General features: G+C 63.4%; 21 protein-coding genes, 1 pseudogene and 1 riboswitch. Of the genes and pseudogenes, 13 read left to right on the top strand and 9 right to left on the bottom strand.

Features of this window, described 5'->3' with window-relative positions; genetic code table 11:
• Position 1: 1 nt before the first annotated feature.
• Positions 2-1,396 carry a circularly permuted type 2 ATP-grasp protein gene (locus tag V8352_RS16010; protein ID WP_442971050.1) on the bottom strand — a complete coding sequence of 465 codons (1,395 nt, stop codon included), beginning with the start codon at positions 1,394-1,396 and terminating at the stop codon, positions 2-4.
• Between the two features lie 335 nt (positions 1,397-1,731).
• Here V8352_RS16010 and V8352_RS16005 point away from each other — a divergent pair, with 335 nt between their 5' ends.
• The 6 genes from V8352_RS16005 to mnhG are packed head-to-tail and all read left to right on the top strand — an operon-like array spanning position 1,732 to position 7,712.
• Positions 1,732-4,593 (top strand): monovalent cation/H+ antiporter subunit A, encoded by a 2,862-nt coding sequence (locus V8352_RS16005; RefSeq protein ID WP_336425305.1) that lies wholly within the window; start codon positions 1,732-1,734, stop codon positions 4,591-4,593.
• Between the two features lies 1 nt (position 4,594).
• The gene (locus V8352_RS16000; RefSeq protein ID WP_336425304.1) at positions 4,595-4,984 is read left to right on the top strand and encodes a Na+/H+ antiporter subunit C; all 390 of its coding nucleotides are present in this window, start codon (positions 4,595-4,597) and stop codon (positions 4,982-4,984) included.
• Complete coding sequence (locus V8352_RS15995; protein WP_336425303.1) at positions 4,981-6,540, top strand: monovalent cation/H+ antiporter subunit D; 1,560 nt, start codon at positions 4,981-4,983, stop codon at positions 6,538-6,540. The genes V8352_RS16000 and V8352_RS15995 overlap by 4 nt, the downstream gene beginning before the upstream one ends.
• 1 nt (position 6,541) lies before the next feature.
• Positions 6,542-7,042, top strand: a complete 501-nt coding sequence (locus V8352_RS15990; RefSeq protein WP_336425302.1) for a Na+/H+ antiporter subunit E — start codon at positions 6,542-6,544, stop codon at positions 7,040-7,042.
• Complete coding sequence (locus V8352_RS15985; protein WP_336425301.1) at positions 7,039-7,326, top strand: K+/H+ antiporter subunit F; 288 nt, start codon at positions 7,039-7,041, stop codon at positions 7,324-7,326. Before V8352_RS15990 ends, V8352_RS15985 begins: the two co-directional genes overlap by 4 nt.
• On the top strand, positions 7,323-7,712 hold the full coding sequence (gene mnhG / locus V8352_RS15980; protein WP_336425300.1) for a monovalent cation/H(+) antiporter subunit G: 390 nt from the start codon (positions 7,323-7,325) through the stop codon (positions 7,710-7,712). Before V8352_RS15985 ends, mnhG begins: the two co-directional genes overlap by 4 nt.
• A gap of 213 nt (positions 7,713-7,925) precedes the next feature.
• Here the strand turns inward: mnhG and V8352_RS15975 are convergent, their stop codons facing one another.
• The 3 genes from V8352_RS15975 to V8352_RS15965 form a co-directional block, all read right to left on the bottom strand.
• Entirely contained in the window at positions 7,926-8,987 is a 1,062-nt protein-coding gene (locus V8352_RS15975; protein WP_336425299.1) for a GGDEF domain-containing protein, read from the bottom strand.
• Positions 8,984-9,571, bottom strand: a complete 588-nt coding sequence (locus V8352_RS15970) for a heme NO-binding domain-containing protein (RefSeq protein WP_336425298.1) — start codon at positions 9,569-9,571, stop codon at positions 8,984-8,986. Before V8352_RS15970 ends, V8352_RS15975 begins: the two co-directional genes overlap by 4 nt.
• A gap of 69 nt (positions 9,572-9,640) precedes the next feature.
• Positions 9,641-11,374 (bottom strand): DUF4153 domain-containing protein, encoded by a 1,734-nt coding sequence (locus tag V8352_RS15965; RefSeq protein ID WP_336425297.1) that lies wholly within the window; start codon positions 11,372-11,374, stop codon positions 9,641-9,643.
• A 163-nt stretch (positions 11,375-11,537) separates the two neighbouring features.
• Positions 11,538-11,644, top strand: a riboswitch (TPP riboswitch).
• Positions 11,645-11,782: 138 nt separating this feature from the next.
• Between V8352_RS15965 and V8352_RS15960 the strand changes: the two genes are divergently transcribed.
• From V8352_RS15960 to V8352_RS15945, 4 genes are read left to right on the top strand one after another with little or no spacing between them, the layout of a single operon-like run.
• Positions 11,783-12,742 carry an ABC transporter substrate-binding protein gene (locus tag V8352_RS15960; protein ID WP_442971052.1) on the top strand — a complete coding sequence of 320 codons (960 nt, stop codon included), beginning with the start codon at positions 11,783-11,785 and terminating at the stop codon, positions 12,740-12,742.
• Positions 12,739-13,425, top strand: coding sequence for a TenA family protein (locus tag V8352_RS15955; RefSeq protein ID WP_336425336.1), 687 nt, complete (start codon positions 12,739-12,741; stop codon positions 13,423-13,425). Before V8352_RS15960 ends, V8352_RS15955 begins: the two co-directional genes overlap by 4 nt.
• Positions 13,422-14,144, top strand: a complete 723-nt coding sequence (locus V8352_RS15950) for an ABC transporter ATP-binding protein (RefSeq protein WP_336425296.1) — start codon at positions 13,422-13,424, stop codon at positions 14,142-14,144. The genes V8352_RS15955 and V8352_RS15950 overlap by 4 nt, the downstream gene beginning before the upstream one ends.
• The gene (locus V8352_RS15945; RefSeq protein ID WP_336425295.1) at positions 14,141-14,878 is read left to right on the top strand and encodes an ABC transporter permease; all 738 of its coding nucleotides are present in this window, start codon (positions 14,141-14,143) and stop codon (positions 14,876-14,878) included. Before V8352_RS15950 ends, V8352_RS15945 begins: the two co-directional genes overlap by 4 nt.
• A gap of 180 nt (positions 14,879-15,058) precedes the next feature.
• Here V8352_RS15945 and V8352_RS15940 read toward each other — a convergent pair whose 3' ends face one another.
• From V8352_RS15940 to V8352_RS15930, 3 genes are read right to left on the bottom strand one after another with little or no spacing between them, the layout of a single operon-like run.
• Positions 15,059-15,964 (bottom strand): DMT family transporter, encoded by a 906-nt coding sequence (locus V8352_RS15940; RefSeq protein WP_336425294.1) that lies wholly within the window; start codon positions 15,962-15,964, stop codon positions 15,059-15,061.
• Complete coding sequence (locus V8352_RS15935; protein WP_336425293.1) at positions 15,961-16,662, bottom strand: HAD family hydrolase; 702 nt, start codon at positions 16,660-16,662, stop codon at positions 15,961-15,963. The genes V8352_RS15940 and V8352_RS15935 overlap by 4 nt, the downstream gene beginning before the upstream one ends.
• Positions 16,659-16,943, bottom strand: a complete 285-nt coding sequence (locus V8352_RS15930) for a DUF3572 domain-containing protein (RefSeq protein WP_336425292.1) — start codon at positions 16,941-16,943, stop codon at positions 16,659-16,661. Before V8352_RS15930 ends, V8352_RS15935 begins: the two co-directional genes overlap by 4 nt.
• An 87-nt stretch (positions 16,944-17,030) precedes the next feature.
• On the opposite strand from V8352_RS15930, the gene V8352_RS15925 reads away from it, so the two are divergent.
• The 3 genes from V8352_RS15925 (at position 17,031) to V8352_RS15915 (ending at position 19,687) form a co-directional block, all read left to right on the top strand.
• Entirely contained in the window at positions 17,031-18,428 is a 1,398-nt protein-coding gene (locus tag V8352_RS15925) for a diguanylate cyclase (protein WP_336425291.1), read from the top strand.
• Positions 18,429-18,570: 142 nt separating this feature from the next.
• Positions 18,571-18,960 carry a DUF983 domain-containing protein gene (locus V8352_RS15920; RefSeq protein ID WP_336425290.1) on the top strand — a complete coding sequence of 130 codons (390 nt, stop codon included), beginning with the start codon at positions 18,571-18,573 and terminating at the stop codon, positions 18,958-18,960.
• 19 nt (positions 18,961-18,979) lie between these two features.
• Positions 18,980-19,687, top strand: a complete 708-nt coding sequence (locus tag V8352_RS15915; protein ID WP_336425289.1) for an NUDIX hydrolase — start codon at positions 18,980-18,982, stop codon at positions 19,685-19,687.
• Here V8352_RS15915 and V8352_RS15910 read toward each other — a convergent pair.
• Together V8352_RS15910 and V8352_RS15905 are read right to left on the bottom strand one after the other, a co-directional pair.
• Positions 19,650-20,543, bottom strand: a complete 894-nt coding sequence (locus V8352_RS15910; protein ID WP_336425288.1) for a DMT family transporter — start codon at positions 20,541-20,543, stop codon at positions 19,650-19,652. The genes V8352_RS15915 and V8352_RS15910 overlap by 38 nt on opposite strands.
• 19 nt (positions 20,544-20,562) lie before the next feature.
• Positions 20,563-20,796 (bottom strand): annotated as a pseudogene (locus tag V8352_RS15905) (fatty acid desaturase); the annotation flags it as partial.
• Between the last annotated feature and the right edge of the window lie 102 nt (positions 20,797-20,898).

Below are 20,898 nucleotides of genomic sequence, written 5' to 3'. Positions count from 1 at the left end.
GTCAGTCTTCCAACACCCAGGTATCTTTGGTGCCGCCACCCTGACTGGAGTTCACCACTAGCGAGCCCTCTTGCAGCGCCACGCGCGTCAGCCCGCCGGGCGTGATGTTCATGCCCTTTGGCGACACCAGCGCGAAGGGCCGCAGATCGACATGACGCGGCGCAAGACCGCTCTCGCTGAAGATCGGCACGGTCGAGAGGGCAAGCGTGGGCTGCGCGATGTAATTGGCCGGCCGCGCGCGCAGCTTGGCCGCGAAATCCGACAGCTCCTGCTTGCTGGCGGCGGGGCCGACCAGCATGCCATACCCGCCCGAGCCGTGAACCTCCTTGACCACCAGATCCGCGAGATTGTCGAGCACGTATTGCAGGGCCTCCTGCTCCGAGCAGCGGTGCGTTTCGACATTCTTGAGTATCGCAGGCTCACCCGTATAGAACTTCACGATTTCGGGCACATAGCTATAGACGGCCTTGTCATCGGCCACGCCGGTGCCGGGGGCGTTGGCGATGGTAATGTTGCCCGCGCGATAGACATCCATAATGCCCGGCACGCCCAGCATCGAGGCGGGATTGAACGTCAGCGGATCGAGATATTCGTCATCCACCCGCCGGTAGAGCACGTCGATCGTCTTGTATCCGCGTGTCGTGCGCATCGCGATGCGGCCATCGACCACGCGCAAGTCATGCCCCTCGACCAGTTCGACCCCCATCTGATCGGCGAGAAAGCTGTGCTCGTAATAGGCCGAATTGTGGATGCCCGGCGTCAGAACGGCGACGCAGGGCCGCCCGTTGCACCCGTGGGGCGCGCAGGCCTCAAGCGAGCGGCGCAGGTTCTTGGGATAATCGCTGACCGGCTGAACCTTGATCGAACTGAAAAGCTCAGGAAACATTTGCAGCATCGTCTCGCGGTTCTCCAGCATGTAGCTGACCCCCGAGGGCGTGCGCGCATTGTCCTCAAGGACAAAGAAATCATCCTCTCCGGTGCGCACGATATCGGTGCCCACGATGTGGGTGTAGACGCCGCCCGGCGGGGTAAAGCCCATCATCTGCGGCAAGAACGCCTCGTTTCGCGCGATCAGGTCGACCGGCACCACGCCGGCACGCAAAATCTCCTGCCGATTGTAGATGTCATTCAGAAAGGCGTTGATCGCATAGACGCGCTGCTCGATCCCCTTCGACAGTTTGGTCCACTCGCGCCCGGACAGGATGCGCGGCACCAGATCAAAAGGGATCAGCCGCTCTTCGGCATCGCTCTGGCCATAGACGTTGAAGGTGATGCCCGTCCGGCGAAAGAATGCCTCGGCCTCGCGCGATTTCTTGGCCAGCCGCTCGTTGTTTTGTCCGGCAAACCATTTGTCATAAGCCGTGTAGGGTGCGCGGGTGGCGCCCGCACAATGCATTTCGCTGAAGTATGATCGGTCGCCATTCATGTATTTATCTTAGCCACTTACCTGTGCATGGCAACGTTCATGGCCAGTTGAACGGCGAAGACGCCGCGTCTGCCTAAATTTTACGCAACGGCTTGTTTCTTCCGCTCTGTTCCAGCACCGGCGCCGCCCACCGGTTCAGGCCACCTGCGACATCTGGCCGCGGGATGGCAATTTTGGCTCTTATTAGTATACGGCCCCCGTCACACCCGAACTTGAGGCCTAAATTGTCGGTTTCACTTGAGACTATGGGAAAATTTGACCACAGATAGGTCCGGCCCGAAAAAGCCAGCAACTCAGGAGCGCCCGTGTCCCTTTTTCTCGTTGTCGCCTTGCCGTTTCTCGGGGCCTTGCTGCCCGGATTGATGAACTCCGCCGGGCGTCAAGCCTGTGCAGGGGTTACATTCACGGTGTCGCTGGCCGCGCTGATCGGGCTTTTGACCAATGCGCCCACCGTTTTCGCCGGCGAGGTGGTGATGACAGGGTTCGACTGGCTGCCCGCCATCGGTCTGAACATGACGCTGATGCTGGATCCGCTCGGGTTCTTTTTTGCTTGCCTCATCCTCGGGATCGGCCTGCTGATCATCGCCTACGCGCGGTTTTATCTGTCGCGCGATGACAATATGGGCGAGTTCTTTACCTACCTGCTGCTCTTTCAGGGCGCGATGGTCGGCATTGTGCTCAGCGACAACATCCTGCTTTTGCTGATCTTCTGGGAGCTTACGTCGCTGTCGTCATTCCTCTTGATCGGCTATTGGAAGCATCTGCCCGAAGGGCGCCAAGGCGCCCGCATGGCACTGACCGTGACCGGCATGGGAGGCCTTGCGCTGATCGGGGGCATGCTGATCCTCGGCCAGATCGCGGGCAGCTACGATCTGAGCGTCATTCTGGAGCGGCGCGACCTGATTCAGGCCTCGCCCCTCTATGTGCCCGCGCTGATCCTGATCCTGCTGGGCTGCTTTACCAAATCGGCGCAGTTTCCATTCCATTTCTGGCTGCCGCACGCGATGGCGGCGCCGACCCCGGTCAGCGCCTATCTGCACTCGGCCACAATGGTGAAGGCGGGCATTTTCCTGATGGCGCGCCTCTGGCCGGTGCTGTCGGGCACGCCCGAATGGGTCGTGATCGTGACCACGGCGGGCCTCGTCACCATGGTCATTGGCGCCGTGATCGCCCTCTTCAAGCATGATCTGAAGGCGCTTCTGGCCTTCTCGACGGTCAGCCATCTCGGCCTCATAACCATGCTGCTGGGTACCGGGACGGCCTTTGGCGCGATGGCGGCGGTCTTTCACATCCTCAATCATGCGTCCTTCAAGGCCGCGCTTTTCATGTCTGCGGGCATCATCGACCACGAGGCGCATACCCGCGACATTCGCCGCCTTGGCGGATTGCGGCACCTCATGCCGATCACCTTCATAATCGCCACGCTGGCCGCCTTGTCGATGGCAGGCATTCCCCTGCTGAACGGTTTTCTCAGCAAGGAAATGATGCTGGAGGAGGCCTATCGCACCACGCTTTTTGGCATCCCGTGGCTTGTGCCTGCGCTGGCCGTCGTCGGCTCGCTCTTTTCCGCGGCCTATTGCTTCCGCCTGATCGGTCACACCTTTCTCGGCCCAAAGCGCGACGATTACCCGGCCAAGCCGCATGATCCGGGTGCGGGCATGTGGTTGCCGCCAGCCCTCTTGATGATCCCCGTGGTCGTGATCGGTGTCGCGCCATTTGTTGCCGAGCCCTTCGTCAAGCTGGTCACCTCCGCCGTTCTGGGCGGCGCCGCCGAGGTGCCCACCGCCTACTTCAAGATCTGGCACGGCTTGGTGCCCGCGCTCTACATGTCGATTGCGGCCGTTATCGGCGGTCTGATCCTGCTCGCGCTCTTTGCTCCACTACTGCGCGGGTGGGATGCGGCGCCCCGCCCCGAGGCCAAGGCGATCTTTGACCGGCTGATCGGCTGGGCCGTCGCCGCCGCGCGCGGGCTCATCGCGCCGCTGCATGATGGGGCATTCTCGCGCTATGCCGCGATCATGGCGACCACCGTCATCACGCTCAGCTTTCATGCCTGGATGACCGGCACGATTGGTGCGGCCGATTACGCGATGGCCCCCTTGGATACGATCGCGGTTGCCGGATGGCTGATGCTGATCGCCGCGGCGCTGGGGCTTGTCTTTTTGCATCGCAACCGCCTGCTCGCGCTTATCCTGCTGGGCATCGTGGGCCTTATGGTGTCGATCGGCTTCGTGCACTTCAGCGCGCCAGACCTTGCTATGACGCAGTTCACCGTCGAGGTCGTCACGATCATCCTGCTGCTGCTGGCGCTGAATTTCCTGCCCAACCGCACGCCGGCGGAATCGACCATCCTGCAACGCATGCGCGATGCGGGCATTGCAATCGCCGGCGGCCTCGCCACCATGGCGCTCTCCTGGCACTACCTTCTGCGCGATCCGGTGGCGGCACCGATCTCGGAATTCCACATAGCCAATTCCTACAAGGGCGGCGGCGGCACGAATATGGTCAACGTGATCCTTGTCGATTTCCGGGGGTTTGACACATTCGGCGAGATTATCGTTCTGGGTATCGCGGCCTTGCTGATCTATGCGCTGACCGAAGCCCTTCTGGCGGGTCCCACACGGGCTAAACTGTTGAACCGCAAGCCCGATCAGCCGCGTGCGGGCGACGTTCACCCGCTCATGATGGTCGTGCTGACGCGCGTCACCATGCCTGTGGTGCTGATGGTCGGCTTCTACATCTTCTTGCGCGGCCATAACGATCCGGGTGGTGGATTTATCGCCGGCCTCATCGTTTCGATCGCTGTCGTCATTCAGTATATGGCCAGCGGTTTTGGCTGGGCCACGACACGGCTGCGCTATTCCTATCACGGGGTGATCGGCTCGGGCGTCCTGATCGCGGGCCTCACCGGGATCGGAAGCTGGTTCTTTGGCAAACCATTCCTGACATCGGATTTCACCTATGTGCGGATCCCGCCCTTTCAGGAATTCGAACTCGCCACCGCCGCGCTTTTCGATCTGGGTGTGTTCCTCGCCGTGGTCGGTGCCGTGATGCTATCGCTCGAAAGCTTCTCGCGCCTTGCGCGCCGGGCGCACGACAAAGACAGCGAACATGCCATGGATATCGACCCCTCGTGCGATTCCGAAACCAACGCAAAGGAGGTGTAGGATGGAACTGCTCGTCGCCTCCGCCATCGGCATTCTCACGGCTTCCGGTCTCTATCTTGTCATGCGCCTGCGCACCTTTCCCGTGATCATGGGCGTGTCCCTTTTGACCTATGCGGTTAACGTGTTTCTCTTTGCCTCCGGTCGGCTCGCGGTCGGCGCGCCGCCCATTCTGACAGATGCCACACGCTATACGGATCCGCTGCCGCAGGCCCTTGTGCTGACGGCCATCGTGATTTCCTTCGGGATGACGGCTGTGGCAGTGGTCATTGCGCTGGGATCGTTCTTCGAAGCTGACGATGATCAAGTGAACGATCCGGACCTTGCGGATGAGCCTGAGCATGACGGGCCTGCTCAAAACCAGCCTGAGCAAAATCGGGAGGGCGCCGTATGACCCACTGGATCGTCCTGCCTATCGTGCTGCCCGCATTGCTGGCGCCCTTCATTGTCCTGACGGCACGATATCATATTGCTATTCAACGCGTTCTGTCCGTTGCCGGGTTGGCCGCATTGGTCGCCCTGGCTGCTGGACAGGCCTGGGTCGCCTCGGATGGCACCATCACGATCTACCAACTGGGCGATTGGGCCGCACCTTTCGGTATCGTGCTGGTCGCGGACCGGCTATCGACCCTTATGGTCCTGCTGACGACGGTCCTTGGTCTGTTCGTCCTGCTCTACGCCATCGGGTCCAGATGGGACGAGAGGGGGCGGCACTTCCACGCCCTCTTCCAGTTCCAGATGATGGGTATCATCGGCGCGTTGCTGACAGGCGATCTGTTTAACCTCTTCGTGTTCTTCGAGGTGCTTCTGATCGCGTCCTACGGGCTGATGATCCATTCGGGCGGGGCGGTGCGCCTGCGCGCGGGCGTGCAATACGTCCTCTTCAACCTGCTTGGATCGACCCTGTTTCTCTTTGCGCTTGGCGCGATCTATGCCGAGACGGGCACGCTGAACATGGCCGATCTTGCCGGACGCGTGCAGTTGATCGACGCCGCAGACAGCGTGGGCATCCGCGTGGCTGCCGTGCTTTTGATTCTGGTGTTCGCCATCAAGGCGGCGGTGGTGCCGCTGCATTTCTGGCTCCCGTCCAGCTATGCCGAAGCGCCCGGTCCGGTCGCCGCCCTCTTCGCCATCATGACCAAGGTGGGCGCCTACGCGATCATCCGCGTCTATACTCTGATCTTTCCACCCGAGCTGGAGGTGACAGCGGGCCTTCAGGGGCTTTGGCTGCTGCCTGCGGCGCTGATTTCTGTCGCCATCGGGATGATCGGCATCCTTGCCGCGCGGCATCTGGACAGGCTCGTGACCTATTCGGTAATCGGCTCGATGGGCATGGCGATGACCTCGATCGCGCTCTTTACCCCTGCGGGCATCGCCGCCGCGCTTTACTATATCATCCATTCGACGCTGGCCGCCGCCGCTTTGTTCCTTGTGACCGACATGGTGCGGAGCGGGCGTGCCAATCTGGCACTGACTGCGGCGCCCCCGGTGCCGGGCGCGCCCCTGATCTCGGCGATGTTCTTTGTTGCCGCAATCGCAATCGTCGGCCTGCCGCCCCTATCGGGTTTCATCGGCAAGCTCATGGTCCTCGACGCCGCCCTCGCCTCGCCCCTCGTGGTCTGGATCTGGGCGGTTGTCCTTGGCACCAGCCTCATCGGCATCATCGGGTTTTCCCGCGCGGGCAGCACCGTCTTCTGGAAGGCCAAGGCAACGTCCCACCCTGAAGACACGCAAGAAACAGAAGCACCGCCGCCCCCTTCCCCGCCCAGCGCGCTGGCCTACACCTCCGTTGGGGGGCTCTTGGCGCTCTTGATTACGCTCACCATCTTTGCAGGGCAGGCGCACGACTATACAATAGCCATCGCCGCACAGCTATTCGATGCGGGCGATTACATCACCGAAGTGATGGAGACTCCCGGCAAGCTGAGTGACGGGGCGGAGGGATACTGAAATGAAACGTGCGTTCCATTGGCTCTTTCCCCACCCCGTTCTGACGATCCTGCTCATCCTGGTCTGGCTGCTGCTGCAAGGGACGCTGTCGCCGGGCATGGCCGTCTTCGGCTTGATTCTGGGCGTTCTGATCCCTTGGATCACCTCTCCTTGGTGGCCCGACACGCCGCACGGGTTTCGGCCCGGACGCATGGTACTCTATGTGCTCATTGTGCTTTACGATATCATGGTGGCGAATGTGGAAGTCGCATGGATTGTCCTGACCAAACCAAACTCCAAACTGCGCCCCGCCTGGGTCGTCGTGCCGCTGGACTTGATCGAGCCCGAAGCGATCACGATCCTTGCCGGGACGGTCACACTGACGCCCGGCACAGTCTCGTCAGACCTTTCGGATCAGGGCCACAGCCTCCTGGTGCATGTGCTGCACACTGACGATCCGGACGCGGTACGCGACGAGATCAAGCACCGCTACGAGCGGCGATTGAAGGAGATTTTCACATGAGCCTCGCGTCCGACATCATGAACATCGCGCTCTGGATCGCCTTTGGGGCCGTTGCTCTCGCACAGATCATGGCCATGATCCGTCTGGTGATCGGGCCGGGCGTGGTCGATCGCATTCTTGCCCTCGATACGATGGCCATAAACGCCATCGGCCTCGTTGTGCTTTTGGGCATCGCGCAGGGAACGGCGATTTATTTCGAGGTGACGCTGATCATTGCCATGCTGGGATTTGTCAGCACAGTGGCTTACGCACGTTTTGTCCTCAGAGGGGATATCATCGAATGACCATGGAAATCATTGCCACTTATGTCGCTGCCGGCAGCCTGATCGTGGGCGCGATCTTTTCACTGGTCGGCTCGATCGGGCTGCTTAAGTTCAACGACACGATGACGCGGCTGCACGCACCGACCAAGGTGGGCACCGTCGGCGTCGGCGCGCTCTTGCTGGCTGCGATGATCCATTCCTTCACGATGGGCCAAGGCGCCTTGCACGAGGCGCTGATTATGGGGTTTCTTTTTGTCACAGCCCCGATTTCAGCGAATTTCATGGCCAAGGCCAGCCTGCACCGCCGCGATTGCGACACCCCGCCGCCGCCTGCCGAGGATGAAAAATGGGCGACATTGGACGTGCCCGAGTCCGACCGCGAACATGCACCGCACACGCAAAGCTGAGCGGTCTCAGTTCCCGCTCTTTGCAATGGCCTGACAGGCGAAGGGCCCAGACTGTGTTTTCCAAGCTCAGTATTTCCAGGCCAGCCCTTTTTGGCCAAGGCCAGACGGCGCGCCCGACGGCTGGTCTCTTCGCGGTGCGAGATGCGACCCGTTCACGGTCGCAACCAGCGCTGAGAGAATTCCGCGTGGGCCCTTGCCACCAATGTTCCCGGTCTAACCACCGCCCATGTCGCTTGCAAAGGCGATATGGCAACCGCGTCCGCGGTGCTTGGCCTCGTAAAGCGCGGCATCCGCCTGCTCCATCATCAAATCCGTGTTCTGCCGGCTATAATGGCACGACAGGATCGACCCGGCGCTTGCAGAGATCCGGTACGTCTGATTGCCGAATGTGATGGGCTTTTGCAGACGCCCGATCACCCGCGTTGCAATGTCATGCACCTTGGCGGGGTCCGTCAGACGTTTCAGCGCCAGCACGAATTCATCACCTCCGACCCGTGCCACGGTGTCATCGCTACGGGTTTCCTCGACCATGATCCGCGCAACTTCGCGCAGGACGTGATCCCCGGCAGGGTGCCCGCCGGTGTCATTCACTTCCTTGAAGAAATCCAGATCGATATGGATCAATGCAAAATCCTGCTCTATCTCGGTCAATCGCTCAAGCACGTAGTCCAGCGCGCGCCGGTTGCGCAATCCCGTCAGCGTGTCGGTGTAGGCTTGCTCTTCGGCGGCGATCATAGCGTCCTGAAGGCGCAGGTTGAGCATGCGCGACGCCTCCATCGCGGCATTCTTGGCCTCAACGAGGTAGAGCATCTCAACCGCAAGGTCCGTCGCTGCGAAATCACTGCCTGTGAGGCTATAGTCGCGCACCGCTGCGACGACCGAAATGCCGAATGACAGGTTGATCAGCGCACCGCCATCAGGGCCTGGACCACCGGGGAGAGGGACAAGGACACCTTTCAGGTCGGTGCGCTTTCCGCCGCGCAGACGCAGGTGCATCTTGGTTCCTGCCGCTGCCATCAGCGATTGCATCGAGCCGTCGCCGCGCGGCCGCTTGATTTCGAACAGCTCGCAGAATCGGACGCCGATCAAGGACTGGCCCTCAAAAAGCTTGAAGAGGGTCGGCCCCGCGTGGACAACATGGCCGGTGGCATCCACCACCGCATGCATGGGGCACAGCACGTCCATCATCGCCGAGTGCGAAGCCGCCTCCGCGGGCATCTCAGCCAAGGGTGCACCCATGTCCGGCAAAATGCCCTCGTTCTCGAATGCCGTCATGCCGTCCTCGCACTCAGGTCGAAACTGCGGCCACTGGCATGATCCGACGAGAGCAACCGAACCTCGACGATTTCGCAGCCATCGCGCATTCCATTATGCTCAAGAAGAACCAGCGCGCCATAATCATCTGCCAGTGCGCGCAGCAGCCCCACCAGCACATAGCCAAACCCGGGTGCGGCGCTACGGCACTCGATTGCGTAAAAATCATGCCCGTGCTCGCGCAGCTCCAATTCCGGCAGGTCCAGGTCCGACACGGCAAGCTTTGCACGCGCGGGCAGATCATCGAGTGAGTGCAGAAATTCAGTGAATGTCGGCCCACCAAAGCGCAGCAGGCGCCGCACCGCCTCGACCTTGGGATGCGAGACCAGATAGGTGCCCACATCCTCCAGAATATCGGGCAACGGCCGATCCAACTGGATGGCGAGCGCACCCAGAACCCGGTGCGTCATATCCTCCTCATAGCTGAGCATCGATTCGAATTCGGTGAATTCAAGCCCGGCGTTCCGCGTGACTGTGCCCCAAACCTCACGTCCGTAGGTGTCGCGCACAAATCGCTCGATGGCCCGATTTATTAGCCCGTGCATCATGGTCTCCAGTGCATCTTCCGCCGAAGATGCACCAGCGACCTTAACAAATGATGATCGCCGACAGGATCAGGGCGACAGCCGCATCCCGTCCACTTCCAGCACGTTGCGCGCGGCAGGGACGATGGCAAACCGTCCCTCAAGGATATCCGAGATGATCTGCGGCTCTGCCGTGGCAAACGCCCCGGATGCCAGATCGCGGGGAAATCCGCCCGGCTGAAGCGCTTCCTCGTGCATCTCGTAGGCCGCGATGTAGATGCGCGGGCCCGAGGTCATGAAAAAGCCGATCACATGCTCGGCGTCGCTTTCAGGCTCGAACGAGCCGATCACCATGACGCAGCCGGGATGCCCGCCGGGGGCACGCCGTTTGCACGCCGCCTCGATGGTCCTGCGCTCATCCTGGGGCAACGCGTCCAGCGCACCGGGCGGCAGGCTGCGCCCCTCGGGCCGCAAGGGCACCTCACCGTCAAGCGCCGTGATGCCGCCCGCCGCATCATAGGCCCATCTGCTATCGCTGCGCCGCGCCTGGTCGATCAGGGCCAAAAGCTCTGGATTGCCCTCCGCATCCGCCTCCAGCCGGGCCAACCCGCGCCGCCCAGCCTTGCCCCATTCGTGCGCCAGCTCCCACAAGGGGAGCGCATCCAGAGGGGCGCCCGCCTTGGCCCGCGCCAGTTGGCTGGCGGTCGACATGCGCTCGGCGTTCAAAAGGGGTGTCAGCCAGGCCGCGGCAACGATCAGCGTCACCACCGCCATGCCGCGATTGATCTGCCGCTGCTCGGACCGCCACGCATGACGTCGCACGACGGCCACGGCATAGGTCAGCGCATAAAGCGAGGCCACAACTGCCGCGACAAGTGCGGCCACCCTGTGAGGCGTCAGCCCGTATTGATCAATGCGCAGCCAGACCGCCCAAAGCGCCAGCAGCGCCGGCACCACCAGCATCACGCTCAGCGCCTGCGCTGCGCCGCGCATCAAAGGGCCCTGCACCGACATGGAATCGTCGCGATGGACCGCCGTTGTGATCAGCGTCAAACCAACCGCGGTAACGCCCAGAAGGATTGCAGCCGCGGATAACTGGCCAAAGAGGTTGCCCAGCCCCCTGAATGGCAGCGCGAGGACGAATACCGCCAAGACCACCAGAACGGCGGGCAGCATCACGCGCAGCAGCTGGATGACAAGAAAGGGCGCGACATAATCGCGCAGCTCGTAGACGATGGCAAGGCTCAGCCCCAGTGCCAGACCGCTGATGATGTATGGCATTGGGCCCAGCTCGAGCAGGTTCTCGATGATATCAATTCCCACCAACCCCAGCAGCTGATCGGACAGCATCAGCACCGTCCAGACCACTCCAACAAAGAGCAGGGCCGAGGCGATGCGCACCACCAGCTCCCACGCCGCATCAAAAAGCAGGCCGTAGTGACGCCAGCCTCCATGATGCTGCAAGCGCGCCACGGCGAACGGCACTGAAATGACCAGAAGGTATGTGAAGGCCGCAGCCCCATACCCACCCTCCAGAAAGGCATCGGGCGATGCATGCCGATAGCTGGCCCAGAGCAGCAGGAGGGCCGTAGGCAGTGCCATGCCCAGCGCAGCCGCCCCTGCCAGCACGAGCCGGACAGGGCCCATGAGGCTCAGCAGAACGCCCAGAAACCCGAGGCCGAATGCCATCAGAAACAGGACAATGCGCGCATTCTCGATCGCGTCCGGCACGATCTCGGCCAGCACATAGGTGCACAGCCCCGCCGCGCCCCCGATTAGGGCATAAAGAATGCGTGTCACGGCAGTCTGGCTTGCGGGGATCATACCAAGGCGCTCCGGCTGTTTGGCGCAGCCTAACGGCTTTGCCCGGCAAGCTGAACGGGCGATTTCACCTATGAGCGTGGATTGACCGGGCAGCCGACGCCCACCGGCGAGCGGGGAGCCGCCATCACGCCTTGCAACCGCTCAACACGGGCGTTAGGCTCTTCCACATCCGTTGGGGCGCTCCGCGATGCCGGGGCTGAGAGGCGATGATGCCGACCCATCGAACCTGATCCGGTCAGTACCGGCGGAGGGAACGGAGCCTTGCGATGCGCCTTACAATGCGCACGTCTGAATATCCGTAACATCTCTGCCGGCTTGGCCAAAATTCGCACCGCGTCCGTGCGGGCTCTGGCGGGGACTGACGGACCCCTTGGCGCTCGCAGGGATCGCATCGACATCGGAGCCGACATGAAGCCCTTCGCCCTTGCTGCCGCCCTCGCCGCCGCGATTCCCGCCTCAATTTCAGCCACCTCGCCCGCGCTTGCGCAGGACGAGATGACACTGGTTCTTGACTGGTTCGTGAACCCCAATCACGGGCCAATCATCATCGCGCAAGAACGCGGATATTTCGCCGACGCAGGGCTCGCGGTCGAGGTGATTGCCCCTGCCGATGCCTCCTCCCCGCCCAAGATGGTGGCAGCAGGTCAGGCAGATGTAGGCATTTCCTATCAGCCGCAACTGCACCTCCAGGTGGCCGAGGGCCTGCCCCTGATCCGCGTCGGCACGCTGATTGCCAGCCCGCTCAACTGCATTCTGGTGCTGGAGGATGGCCCGATCAGCGAGATCGCAGACCTGAAGGGCGCCAAGATCGGCTATTCCGTCGCAGGGGTCGAAGAGGCGCTGATGAAGGCCGTCCTTGCCACCGAAGACATCGCGCTGAGCGATGTCGAGATGATCAACGTCAACTGGTCGCTGGGTCCGTCGGTGATGTCCGGGCAGGTCGATGCCGTCATCGGCGCCTACCGCAACTTCGAGCTGAACCAGATGGAGATCGAGGGCGCCCCCGGCAAATGCTTTTTCGTCGAGGAAGAGGGCGTGCCGCCCTATGACGAGCTGATCTACGTCGCAAACCCCGAGACGATGGATCTGGACGTGATCGCACGGTTCCTGCGCGCGACCGAGATCGCGACACAGTATATCGTCAATCACCCCGAAGAGAGCTGGGAGATCTTCAAATCCACATCGACCGAGCTGGATGACGAGCTGAACGCCCGCGCATGGACCGATACATTGCCGCGCTTTGCCCTGCGCCCCGCCGCCGTCGATGTCACGCGCTATACCGAGTTCGAGCGGTTCCTCAACGAGGCGGGACTGATCGAGGGCACGCGCCCGGTCTCGGAACTGGCCATCGACCCCGGCACGCGCTGATGTACGGGGCCACTTTCACCGCATGGCGCGCCGAGGCCGCAGCGCCTTGGCATGCCTTCACGCATCATCCTTTTGTGGAGGGGCTGGGCGATGGGAGCCTGCCGCGCGACGCTTATCTGCGCTATCTCGTGCAGGATTACCTGTTTTTGATCCACTTCTCGCGCGCATGGGCCCTTGCGGTGACCAAGGCCGGCACAGTGGACGAGATGCGCTTTGCCGCGCGCACGCTACATGCGCTGCTGAACGAGGAAATCGCGCTGCATGTGGCCACCTGCGCCGCAGAGGGGCTGGACGAGGCCGCACTCTTTGAGGCCGAGGAACTGCCGCAGAATATCGCCTACACGCGCTACGTGCTGGATGCCGGTCACTCGGGCGATTTCCTTGACCTGATGGCCGCCCTCGCGCCCTGCGTGCTGGGATATGGCGAGATTGGCCGGCGCCTTGCCGCCCGCACGGGCGAGACGGGCGCGGGTGAGGCGCCATATGCCGAATGGATCGGCACCTACGCTGGCGCCGACTATCAGCGGGTCTGCCACGAGGTCGGCGCATTGATCGACAGCGCGGTCGCGCATCGCTTGGGCAGCGCGGCGCAAGACAGCCCGCGCTGGCAGCACCTGTCGCACCGCTTCGAGACGGCCACGCGGTTGGAAATCGGCTTTTGGGACATGGCCTTTTCGCAATGAGCGTGCCGGGCATCATCCTTGAGGGCCGCGTATCCGTCGCAGGCGTGCCCGTCGTCCCGCAGATCACACTCGAGGTCGCTCCGGGCGGCTGGACCTGCCTCTTGGGCCCCTCGGGCATCGGCAAATCGACGATTCTGCGCCTCATCGCGGGCATCGCGGAAGAGGCCGAGCTTACGGGCACCCTCCGCACCAGCGACGGCGTCCCGCTCAAGGGCCGCGTCGCGCTGATGTCGCAGAGCGATCTGCTGCTGCCGTGGCTCAGCGTGACCGAAAACGTCATGCTGGGCGCGCGCCTGCGCGGCGATGCCCCTCAGCCCTCCCGCGCGGCGGCACTGATCGACAAGGTTGGCCTCAACCAGCATGCGGGCAAACGCCCCGCGCAGCTCTCGGGCGGGCAACGCCAGCGCGCCGCCCTTGCCCGCACCCTGATGGAGGATCGGCCGGTCATCCTGCTGGACGAGCCATTCTCGGCGCTGGATGCACGCACCCGCGCGCAGATGCAGGATCTGACAGCCGAGGTGCTGAGCGATCATACCGTCCTCATGGTCACCCACGATCCGGCCGAGGCCGCGCGCCTTGGCACCACGATCCTTGTTCTCAGCGAGGATGCCCTGCGCAGCTGGCCCGCGCCCCCCGGCGCGCCGCCCCGGCCCGTGAACGACCCCAAGACGCTGGAGGCGCAAGGCGCGCTCTTGGCAGAACTGCGCAGCACGACATGAAACGCGCCGCCAACATCGCCGCCTCCGCGCTGGCAGCTATCGCCCTCTGGCAGGCGCTGGTCTTGGCAACAGGCGTGCCCCGGTTTATCCTGCCAGGGCCGCTTCTGGTGGCGGAAACGCTCTGGGACAGCCGTGCGCTGATCGCATATCACACCTCGATCACCGGCATCGAAGTGCTGGCTGGCCTCGCGCTCGGCGCGCTTCTCGGCGGGCTGACGGCCATTGGCCTCGCCGCCTCGCCCATCGCGCGCAGGCTGGTGCGGCCCATGCTGATCTTTTCCCAGGCGGTGCCGGTCTTCGCGCTCGCGCCGATCCTCACGCTCTGGTTCGGCTATGGCATCGGCTCCAAGGTGGTCATGACGCTTCTCGTCATCTATTTCCCGGTCACGTCGGCATTCTTCGACGCCCTGATGCGCACACCGCAAGCCTGGATCGACATGGCCCGCCTCATGGGCGCCAGCCCTGCCCGGATCATGCGCCACATCCGCATCCCCGCGGCCCTGCCCGGCTTTGCCTCGGGCCTGCGCCTCGCCGCAGTCTATGCCCCGATCGGCGCCATTATCGGGGAATGGGTCGGGGCCTCCAAAGGGCTTGGATACCTTATGCTGTTGGCCAATGGCCGCGCCAAGACCGACCTGATGTTCGCAGCCCTCATCGTTTTGGCGGTCTGCACCGTCCTGCTGCACGCTGCCGTCGACCGCGCCTGCCGCGCAACGCTCGATAAAAACGCGTGACAGCACATTTGGCCAATGCCGGGCTCGGATAATCATACCGAGAATAACATTGGGGGCGGCATCCCTGTCTTCATCTTGGCAAAAATACTTAAATCCCGCCGGCCACGCGCCACTCCGAAGGACCCTGTCGGCCCTGCTTGCAAGGGCTGAAGGCTCCATCACAATATCGCCGACAAGACGCTACCTTGCCGTTATGTGTTCCTGGCGCACCAACTGCCGTGCCTTGCGCCGCGCGTGCAGCAGGTAGACCGCAATGGCAAGGATCACGATCGCCCCGCCCAGCAGCATCCGGGGCGTCAGCGCCTCGCCAAGTGCCAGCCAGACCCAGGCCGGGCCGAGCACCGTTTCCAAAAGCAGCAGCAAGCTGACGTTCGAGGCCGCCGTGTAGCGCGAGGCGATGGAGAGCGACAGGAACGAGACCGGCAGGATGATGCACCCGGTGATGGCGATGGCCCAGACATTGCCATCGGTCATCTGCGCGGGGCCAGTCACCATCACACCCGCCGCCCCCGCGAAAAGCGCGCCCACACCGATCAGCAGCGGGATGGGCAGTGCAGGACGCGCGCGCAGAACGACAAAGTTCATCGCCAGCATCATCGCGACGCCGAGGCCCGCAAAAGCCCCGATAAGCACGGCGCCCGCCGTGCCTTCCATATCCTCGCCCCCTAGGACAGCGATGCCGATGCCAATCGCGACGACGATGATCGTGATCCATGTCGCCCGCGCCGTCCGCTCCCCCAGGAGCGCCCAGGCTAAGAGGGCTGCCCAGATCGGCGTCGTCGCAACGCCGAAGAGAACGATCGCTACCGGCGCGGTGGCGATGCCGAGCACAAAGAGCAATGCGTTGAAAAACTGACAAACGACGATGGTCATGCCTGCCCCGCTGACCAGCAGGGCCAGATCAGCACGGTGTGTCCGGCTGGTCAGCACCCACAGACCCGTCAGCGACAAGCCCATGAAGAAGCCGCGCCAGCCCATCATCTGAGATCCGGACATTTCCGCCAGGCGCAAAAACATCGCATCTGGCGACAGCACCAGCGCGCCAAAGGCAGCCAACGCAAGCCCGAAGAAGGGATGGCGCCTCACCTGTCGAGCCAAGCCGGGATATGCCCGATATCTGGCAAGACCTTATCCGACAGGGGCGACAGCTCGGCCGCATCGGCGATGCCGGTCAGAACACCCAGCGTCCACATGCCAGCCGCACGCCCGGCCCTCAGATCATGGGTGCTGTCACCCACCATGACGCAGCGCGCGGGATCGAGGCCGTGCTGCCGGGCAAAGGCCAGCAAAGGGCCCGGTGTCGGCTTGAACCCATGCCCCGTGTCGTAGCCCGCGACAAAATCGAAATGCTCGAGCACCCCCGCACTGGTCAGATGCGCGCGGGCACCGTGATCGCTATCGTTCGTGACCAGCCCGATCTTGAGCCCGCGCCCGGCCAGACCGGACAGGAAGGGCACCAGAGGGGTTGCAGGCTGCAATGGCGCCGCGGCCGAGGTGCGGCGCATGTGATCCTCGATTTCGTCCGAGCTGGCGCCCGGAAGCGCAGCAGCCAATGTCTTGGCGCCCTCGCGGTTCGACGCGCCGATCATCGGACTGGTGGGCAGGAACCGGCACGCGCGCAGGTCGAAGTCGATCGCGCGGGCCAGCACCGCGGCGTCGCCGCCATATACCCCGGCCAGATGCATCAGCAGATCATTCGTCCAATCGGCCCATGTCGTATGAAAGTCGAACAGCGTGCCATCCTTGTCGAAGACGATGCCGTCGATGGCTGCGCCAGCGCTCATGTCCAATGCTCCATCTGGCCGCCAGGCAGCATGACGCGCGCCTGCATGGGCGCCTCAGTGTCGAGGCCTTCGGCCTGGCAAAATTCAACGACCCACTCATCGTTCATCATTAAGAAATCCAGGACCGCCGCAAGGAACACAGGATCCGAGGCGCCCGTGCGCAGATCGTCCTCGCCCGCGCCGGTTGCACCCATGAAAACAGGCATCAACTCGTCATTTCCGATCAGCCACCCAAGGCATTTCAGAGCGATCGTCTCAGCGGATTGCCGCGTATGCGCCATAGTGATTAAATTCCCGGAAAGGTTTTCTTAACTTCTGGCATGGATACTCGGGGGAGAGAATAGGGCAAGTCAGAAAGGCCGACGCCCATGTCAGGGAAAATTTTGATCGTGGACGCCGTGGCGACCAACCGGATCGTGCTGAAGGTCAAGCTATCGGCAGCGCATTTCGACGTGCATCAGGCGTCATCCGGCGGGGCGGCCGTCACGCTGGCGCGTGACCTGCATCCCGATCTTGTCATCCTCGGGGCCGCGCCTTGCGACATGACCTGCGCCGATCTCATTGCGGCCCTGCGCGCCCGGCCCGATCTGGCCGTGGTGCCGATCGTTGCCCTTCTGTCCGAAGACACGAGCGCGGCACGCGTCGAAGCCCTGGGCGCAGGTGCCGACGACATTATCACGCAGCCCATAGACGAGCGGATCATGCTGGCGCGGCTGCGTTCGCTCTTGCGTCAGCATCTGGCGCTTCAGGATATGCGCCTGAACGCAGGCACGGATCGCGCTGCCGGTTTCGGGGAGGCGCAAGCCATCCCCTTGCGCCCGGGCCGCATCACCATCCTTGGGGTCCAGATGGCCGAGGCGATGGCGCTGCGCACGCGGCTGCGCAGCGCCTGCGGCCACCAGATCACCGCGCTGCTTGCGGGTGGTCCGATCACTACGGCCCCCGGCGCGCCCGGCGCGGATGTCTTCGTGCTGATGCTTCCGGCCATGGCCGAAGAGCGTGCGCTGGAGCTGATGGCCGAACTGCGCGCCTCACCCGAGGCGCGTCATGGCCGCATCATGTGCCTGCTGCCCTGCGAGGGGCGCAATCTGGCGGCCAGCCTGCTCGACATGGGCGCAAGCGATGTCATCGTCGGCCCTGCGGAGCTGAGCGAGCTGACCCTGCGCCTTGGTCGCCAGATCCAGCGCAAGCAATCCGTGGATCACCTGCGCACACGCCTGCATGACGGATTGCGCGCGGCGATGATCGACCCGCTGACCGGGCTCTACAATCGCCGCTTTGCGATGCCGTTTCTCAAAGGGCTGGCGATGGGGCAGAACGATACCACCGGCGGATTTGCGGTTATGCTCGCGGATCTTGACCACTTCAAGCAGATCAATGACCAGTTGGGGCACGCGGCGGGCGACCGCGTGCTGTGCCATGTTGCCGACCTTTTGGGCAACGGCGTGCGCGAGGTTGATCTGGTTGCCCGGATCGGCGGCGAGGAATTCCTGATCGTCATGCCGGGCGCCGACGGCGCCGAGGCACGGCGCGCGGCTGACGAGCTCTGCCGACGGATCGGCGAGGCGGGCATCGCGCTGCGCGGCAGGCCCGAGCCTACCCATGTTACCGTCAGCATCGGCGTCGCCATGGGTCAGGCCCAGCCGACCGAGCGGCGCGCATCCGAGCATGTGGAGACGCTTCTGGACGAGGCGGATCGCGCGCTCTACCGGGCCAAGGCACGCGGGCGCAACACGGTGACACTCAGCGCGCGGCCGGCCGCCTGACGCGCGGCAGCCAGCTACACTGGCCTGGCCCGGCGCTGCGGCGCGGCAAATCCGCGCTGTGGGTTGCCGCACCGCCTCTACCCTCTTTCATTTTCACAACCGCTGGACCAATGTGTGCACCTGAATCACGTGCCGGGGCATCATGACCGAAAATACGACCGCCATGGAAGAGCGCGCCCTTTGGCCGGCCCTGCGCAAGGGATTTCGGTGCAAATGTCCCAATTGCGGGTCTGGCCCACTGCTCAAGAGCTATCTCAAGGTGCGTGACACCTGCCCCGTCTGCCGCGAGGATCTGTCACAGCACAGGGCCGATGATGGCCCGGCCTACCTGACCATCCTGATTGTCGGACACATCATGGCACCCGCGCTGCATATCGCCTTCGTCCAGTTCCGCCCCGAGCCCATGGTGCTCTTCACCGTCTTTGCCGTGGGCTGCATCGGTCTGTCGCTATATCTGCTCCCACGGCTCAAGGGTGCGGTGGTCGCCTTCCAATGGGCGCGGCACATGCACGGCTTTGGCACAGGCGCATGACAATGGGCCGGGGCGTGTCATGACGGATCAGCCCGCACCAATCCGGGACGCGGCCACGGTCATCGTTCTGCGCCGTGACGGGCCAGCACCCAGCGTGCTGATGGGCCAGCGCGGCGCGACGGCGGCTTTCATGCCGTCAAAATTCGTCTTTCCGGGCGGCGCGGTCGATGCCGGGGATGCGGGCATACCGCTGGCCGCGCCCCTGCCTGATCTGTGCGCCGGACGGCTCTGCGAGGAGTGCGCGCCGGGCCTCGCACCCGCCCTCGCCGCTGCCGCCATTCGCGAGCTGTGGGAGGAGTCGGGCCTGATCGTCGGGCGCCCCGGCGCATGGCCCCGGCCCGCCCCCGCGGACTGGACCAATTTTGCGGCGCGGGGGCATATCCCTGATGCAAGCGCGCTTCAGTTCGTGTTTCGCGCGATCACCCCGCCGGGACGTCCGCGCCGCTTTGACGCGCGTTTTTTCCTGATTGATTCCGCACATGTCGCGGGCGATCTTGACGACTTCAGCGCCGCCACGGACGAGCTGAGCCATTTGCAGTGGGTGCCATTGCCCGAGGCGCGCAGCTTTGATCTGCCTTTCATCACCGAGGTTGTTCTGGCCGAGGTGGCCGCCCGTGCGCAGGATCCAAAACCGCCCGCATCCGTCCCGTTTTTTCGCAACGACGACGAGGAAAGCCTCTTTTTGCGCCTCAGCGGAAGAAGCCCACTGCAAGCACGGATGCCGTAACGAGGGCCACGCCCACACCCTCGCGCCGGGTGATCCGCTCGCCAAAGAACACCCGCGCCGCGATTAGCGAAAAGATCACCTCGACCTGACCAACCGCAAAGACATAGGCCGCGTTCTGGAGCGTGAAGGCGGTGAACCAGCACAGGCTCCCCCCGAGGCCGGCGAGGCCGATCCAGACGGCAGTGCGCCGCGCGGCAATGACGCGCCCGATCTCGCCCGCCTCGCGCCAGCGCAGCCATAGGGCCATCGCAAGCGCCTGCGATGTGGTGACCGCCGCAAGCGTGACGAGCGCGCGCGTGAGTGCATCGCTTGAGCCGACTTCCAGCGTCGCGCCTCGGTAGCCCACTGCCGAGACGGCGAAGAGCGCGCCCGCAACCAGCCCCAGCGCCGCCGCGCGGTTGAAGATACGCCAGCGATCCGTTCCCGCCCCGCCCGACAGGACGACGACGCCAACAAGTCCGATCAGAATCGCGCCCATGCCCCACGGGCTGACCCGGTCGCCCAAAAGGACAAAGCCGATCAGCGCGGTCTGGACCGTCTCGGTCTTCTTGAATGTGATCCCGACCGCAAAGTTGCGCGCAGCAAAAAGCGCAACCATGCACCATGTGGCGAGGATCTGCGCCAATCCACCCGTCAGCGCATAGACCCAGAATAGTGGCCCGAGGCGCGGCAGCGCAGCGCCCATCCACCCCAGATATACCGCCGCCATCACAAGAACGAACGGCATCGAATAGGCAAAGCGCGCGAAGGTCGCGCCGCCCACCGACAGCGCGCCCATGCTCAGATGCTTTTGCAGCACGAAGCGCAGCGTCTGAAACGCGGCGGCGAATATGGCGAGGAGAACCCATGCAGACATGCCTCCTCATGCCCTCATTTCATGGGCGCGGCCAGAGCGGATGCGCAACGCTGTCCTTGGCCCGCACGAAATGCGCGCGGAAGATCTGGCCATAGCTGCGATAGACGTAGCCGTCATTGCGTTTGAGGTAATGCGCGCGGTTCCGGGCATAGAGCCGCGGCAGGGCATACCACGGCGCTTTCGGGTGCATGTGATGGACCACATGATAATTGTTGTTGAGAAACAGCAGCGCCAGCAGGCCGCGATCCGGTAGTGCCCCGGGAAGTGGTGTAGGAACTGGCGTCCACCTGCTTCTTCATAGCCGGTGTTGCTCGTTCACTGAGCGGCGATCATCGCCGTCTCACCGTCATCGTTG

The organism is Roseovarius sp. D0-M9, from assembly GCF_037083805.1.
In the GTDB taxonomy this organism is placed as follows: Bacteria; Pseudomonadota; Alphaproteobacteria; order Rhodobacterales; family Rhodobacteraceae; genus Roseovarius.
Note: the sequence above shows the minus strand (reverse complement) of the source record. Positions and strands in the feature narration are given on the sequence as shown.

Coding starts and splice junctions, on each gene's coding strand:
- V8352_RS16010 (WP_442971050.1), bottom strand. CDS start 1,396: ATGCATTGTGCGGGCGCCACCCGCGCACCCTACACGGCTTATGACAAA.
- V8352_RS16000 (WP_336425304.1), top strand. CDS start 4,595: ATGGAACTGCTCGTCGCCTCCGCCATCGGCATTCTCACGGCTTCCGGT.
- V8352_RS15995 (WP_336425303.1), top strand. CDS start 4,981: ATGACCCACTGGATCGTCCTGCCTATCGTGCTGCCCGCATTGCTGGCG.
- V8352_RS15990 (WP_336425302.1), top strand. CDS start 6,542: ATGAAACGTGCGTTCCATTGGCTCTTTCCCCACCCCGTTCTGACGATC.
- V8352_RS15985 (WP_336425301.1), top strand. CDS start 7,039: ATGAGCCTCGCGTCCGACATCATGAACATCGCGCTCTGGATCGCCTTT.
- mnhG (WP_336425300.1), top strand. CDS start 7,323: ATGACCATGGAAATCATTGCCACTTATGTCGCTGCCGGCAGCCTGATC.
- V8352_RS15975 (WP_336425299.1), bottom strand. CDS start 8,987: ATGACGGCATTCGAGAACGAGGGCATTTTGCCGGACATGGGTGCACCC.
- V8352_RS15970 (WP_336425298.1), bottom strand. CDS start 9,571: ATGCACGGGCTAATAAATCGGGCCATCGAGCGATTTGTGCGCGACACC.
- V8352_RS15965 (WP_336425297.1), bottom strand. CDS start 11,374: ATGATCCCCGCAAGCCAGACTGCCGTGACACGCATTCTTTATGCCCTA.
- V8352_RS15960 (WP_442971052.1), top strand. CDS start 11,783: ATGAAGCCCTTCGCCCTTGCTGCCGCCCTCGCCGCCGCGATTCCCGCC.
- V8352_RS15950 (WP_336425296.1), top strand. CDS start 13,422: ATGAGCGTGCCGGGCATCATCCTTGAGGGCCGCGTATCCGTCGCAGGC.
- V8352_RS15945 (WP_336425295.1), top strand. CDS start 14,141: ATGAAACGCGCCGCCAACATCGCCGCCTCCGCGCTGGCAGCTATCGCC.
- V8352_RS15935 (WP_336425293.1), bottom strand. CDS start 16,662: ATGAGCGCTGGCGCAGCCATCGACGGCATCGTCTTCGACAAGGATGGC.
- V8352_RS15930 (WP_336425292.1), bottom strand. CDS start 16,943: ATGGCGCATACGCGGCAATCCGCTGAGACGATCGCTCTGAAATGCCTT.
- V8352_RS15925 (WP_336425291.1), top strand. CDS start 17,031: ATGTCAGGGAAAATTTTGATCGTGGACGCCGTGGCGACCAACCGGATC.
- V8352_RS15920 (WP_336425290.1), top strand. CDS start 18,571: ATGACCGAAAATACGACCGCCATGGAAGAGCGCGCCCTTTGGCCGGCC.
- V8352_RS15915 (WP_336425289.1), top strand. CDS start 18,980: ATGACGGATCAGCCCGCACCAATCCGGGACGCGGCCACGGTCATCGTT.
- V8352_RS15910 (WP_336425288.1), bottom strand. CDS start 20,543: ATGTCTGCATGGGTTCTCCTCGCCATATTCGCCGCCGCGTTTCAGACG.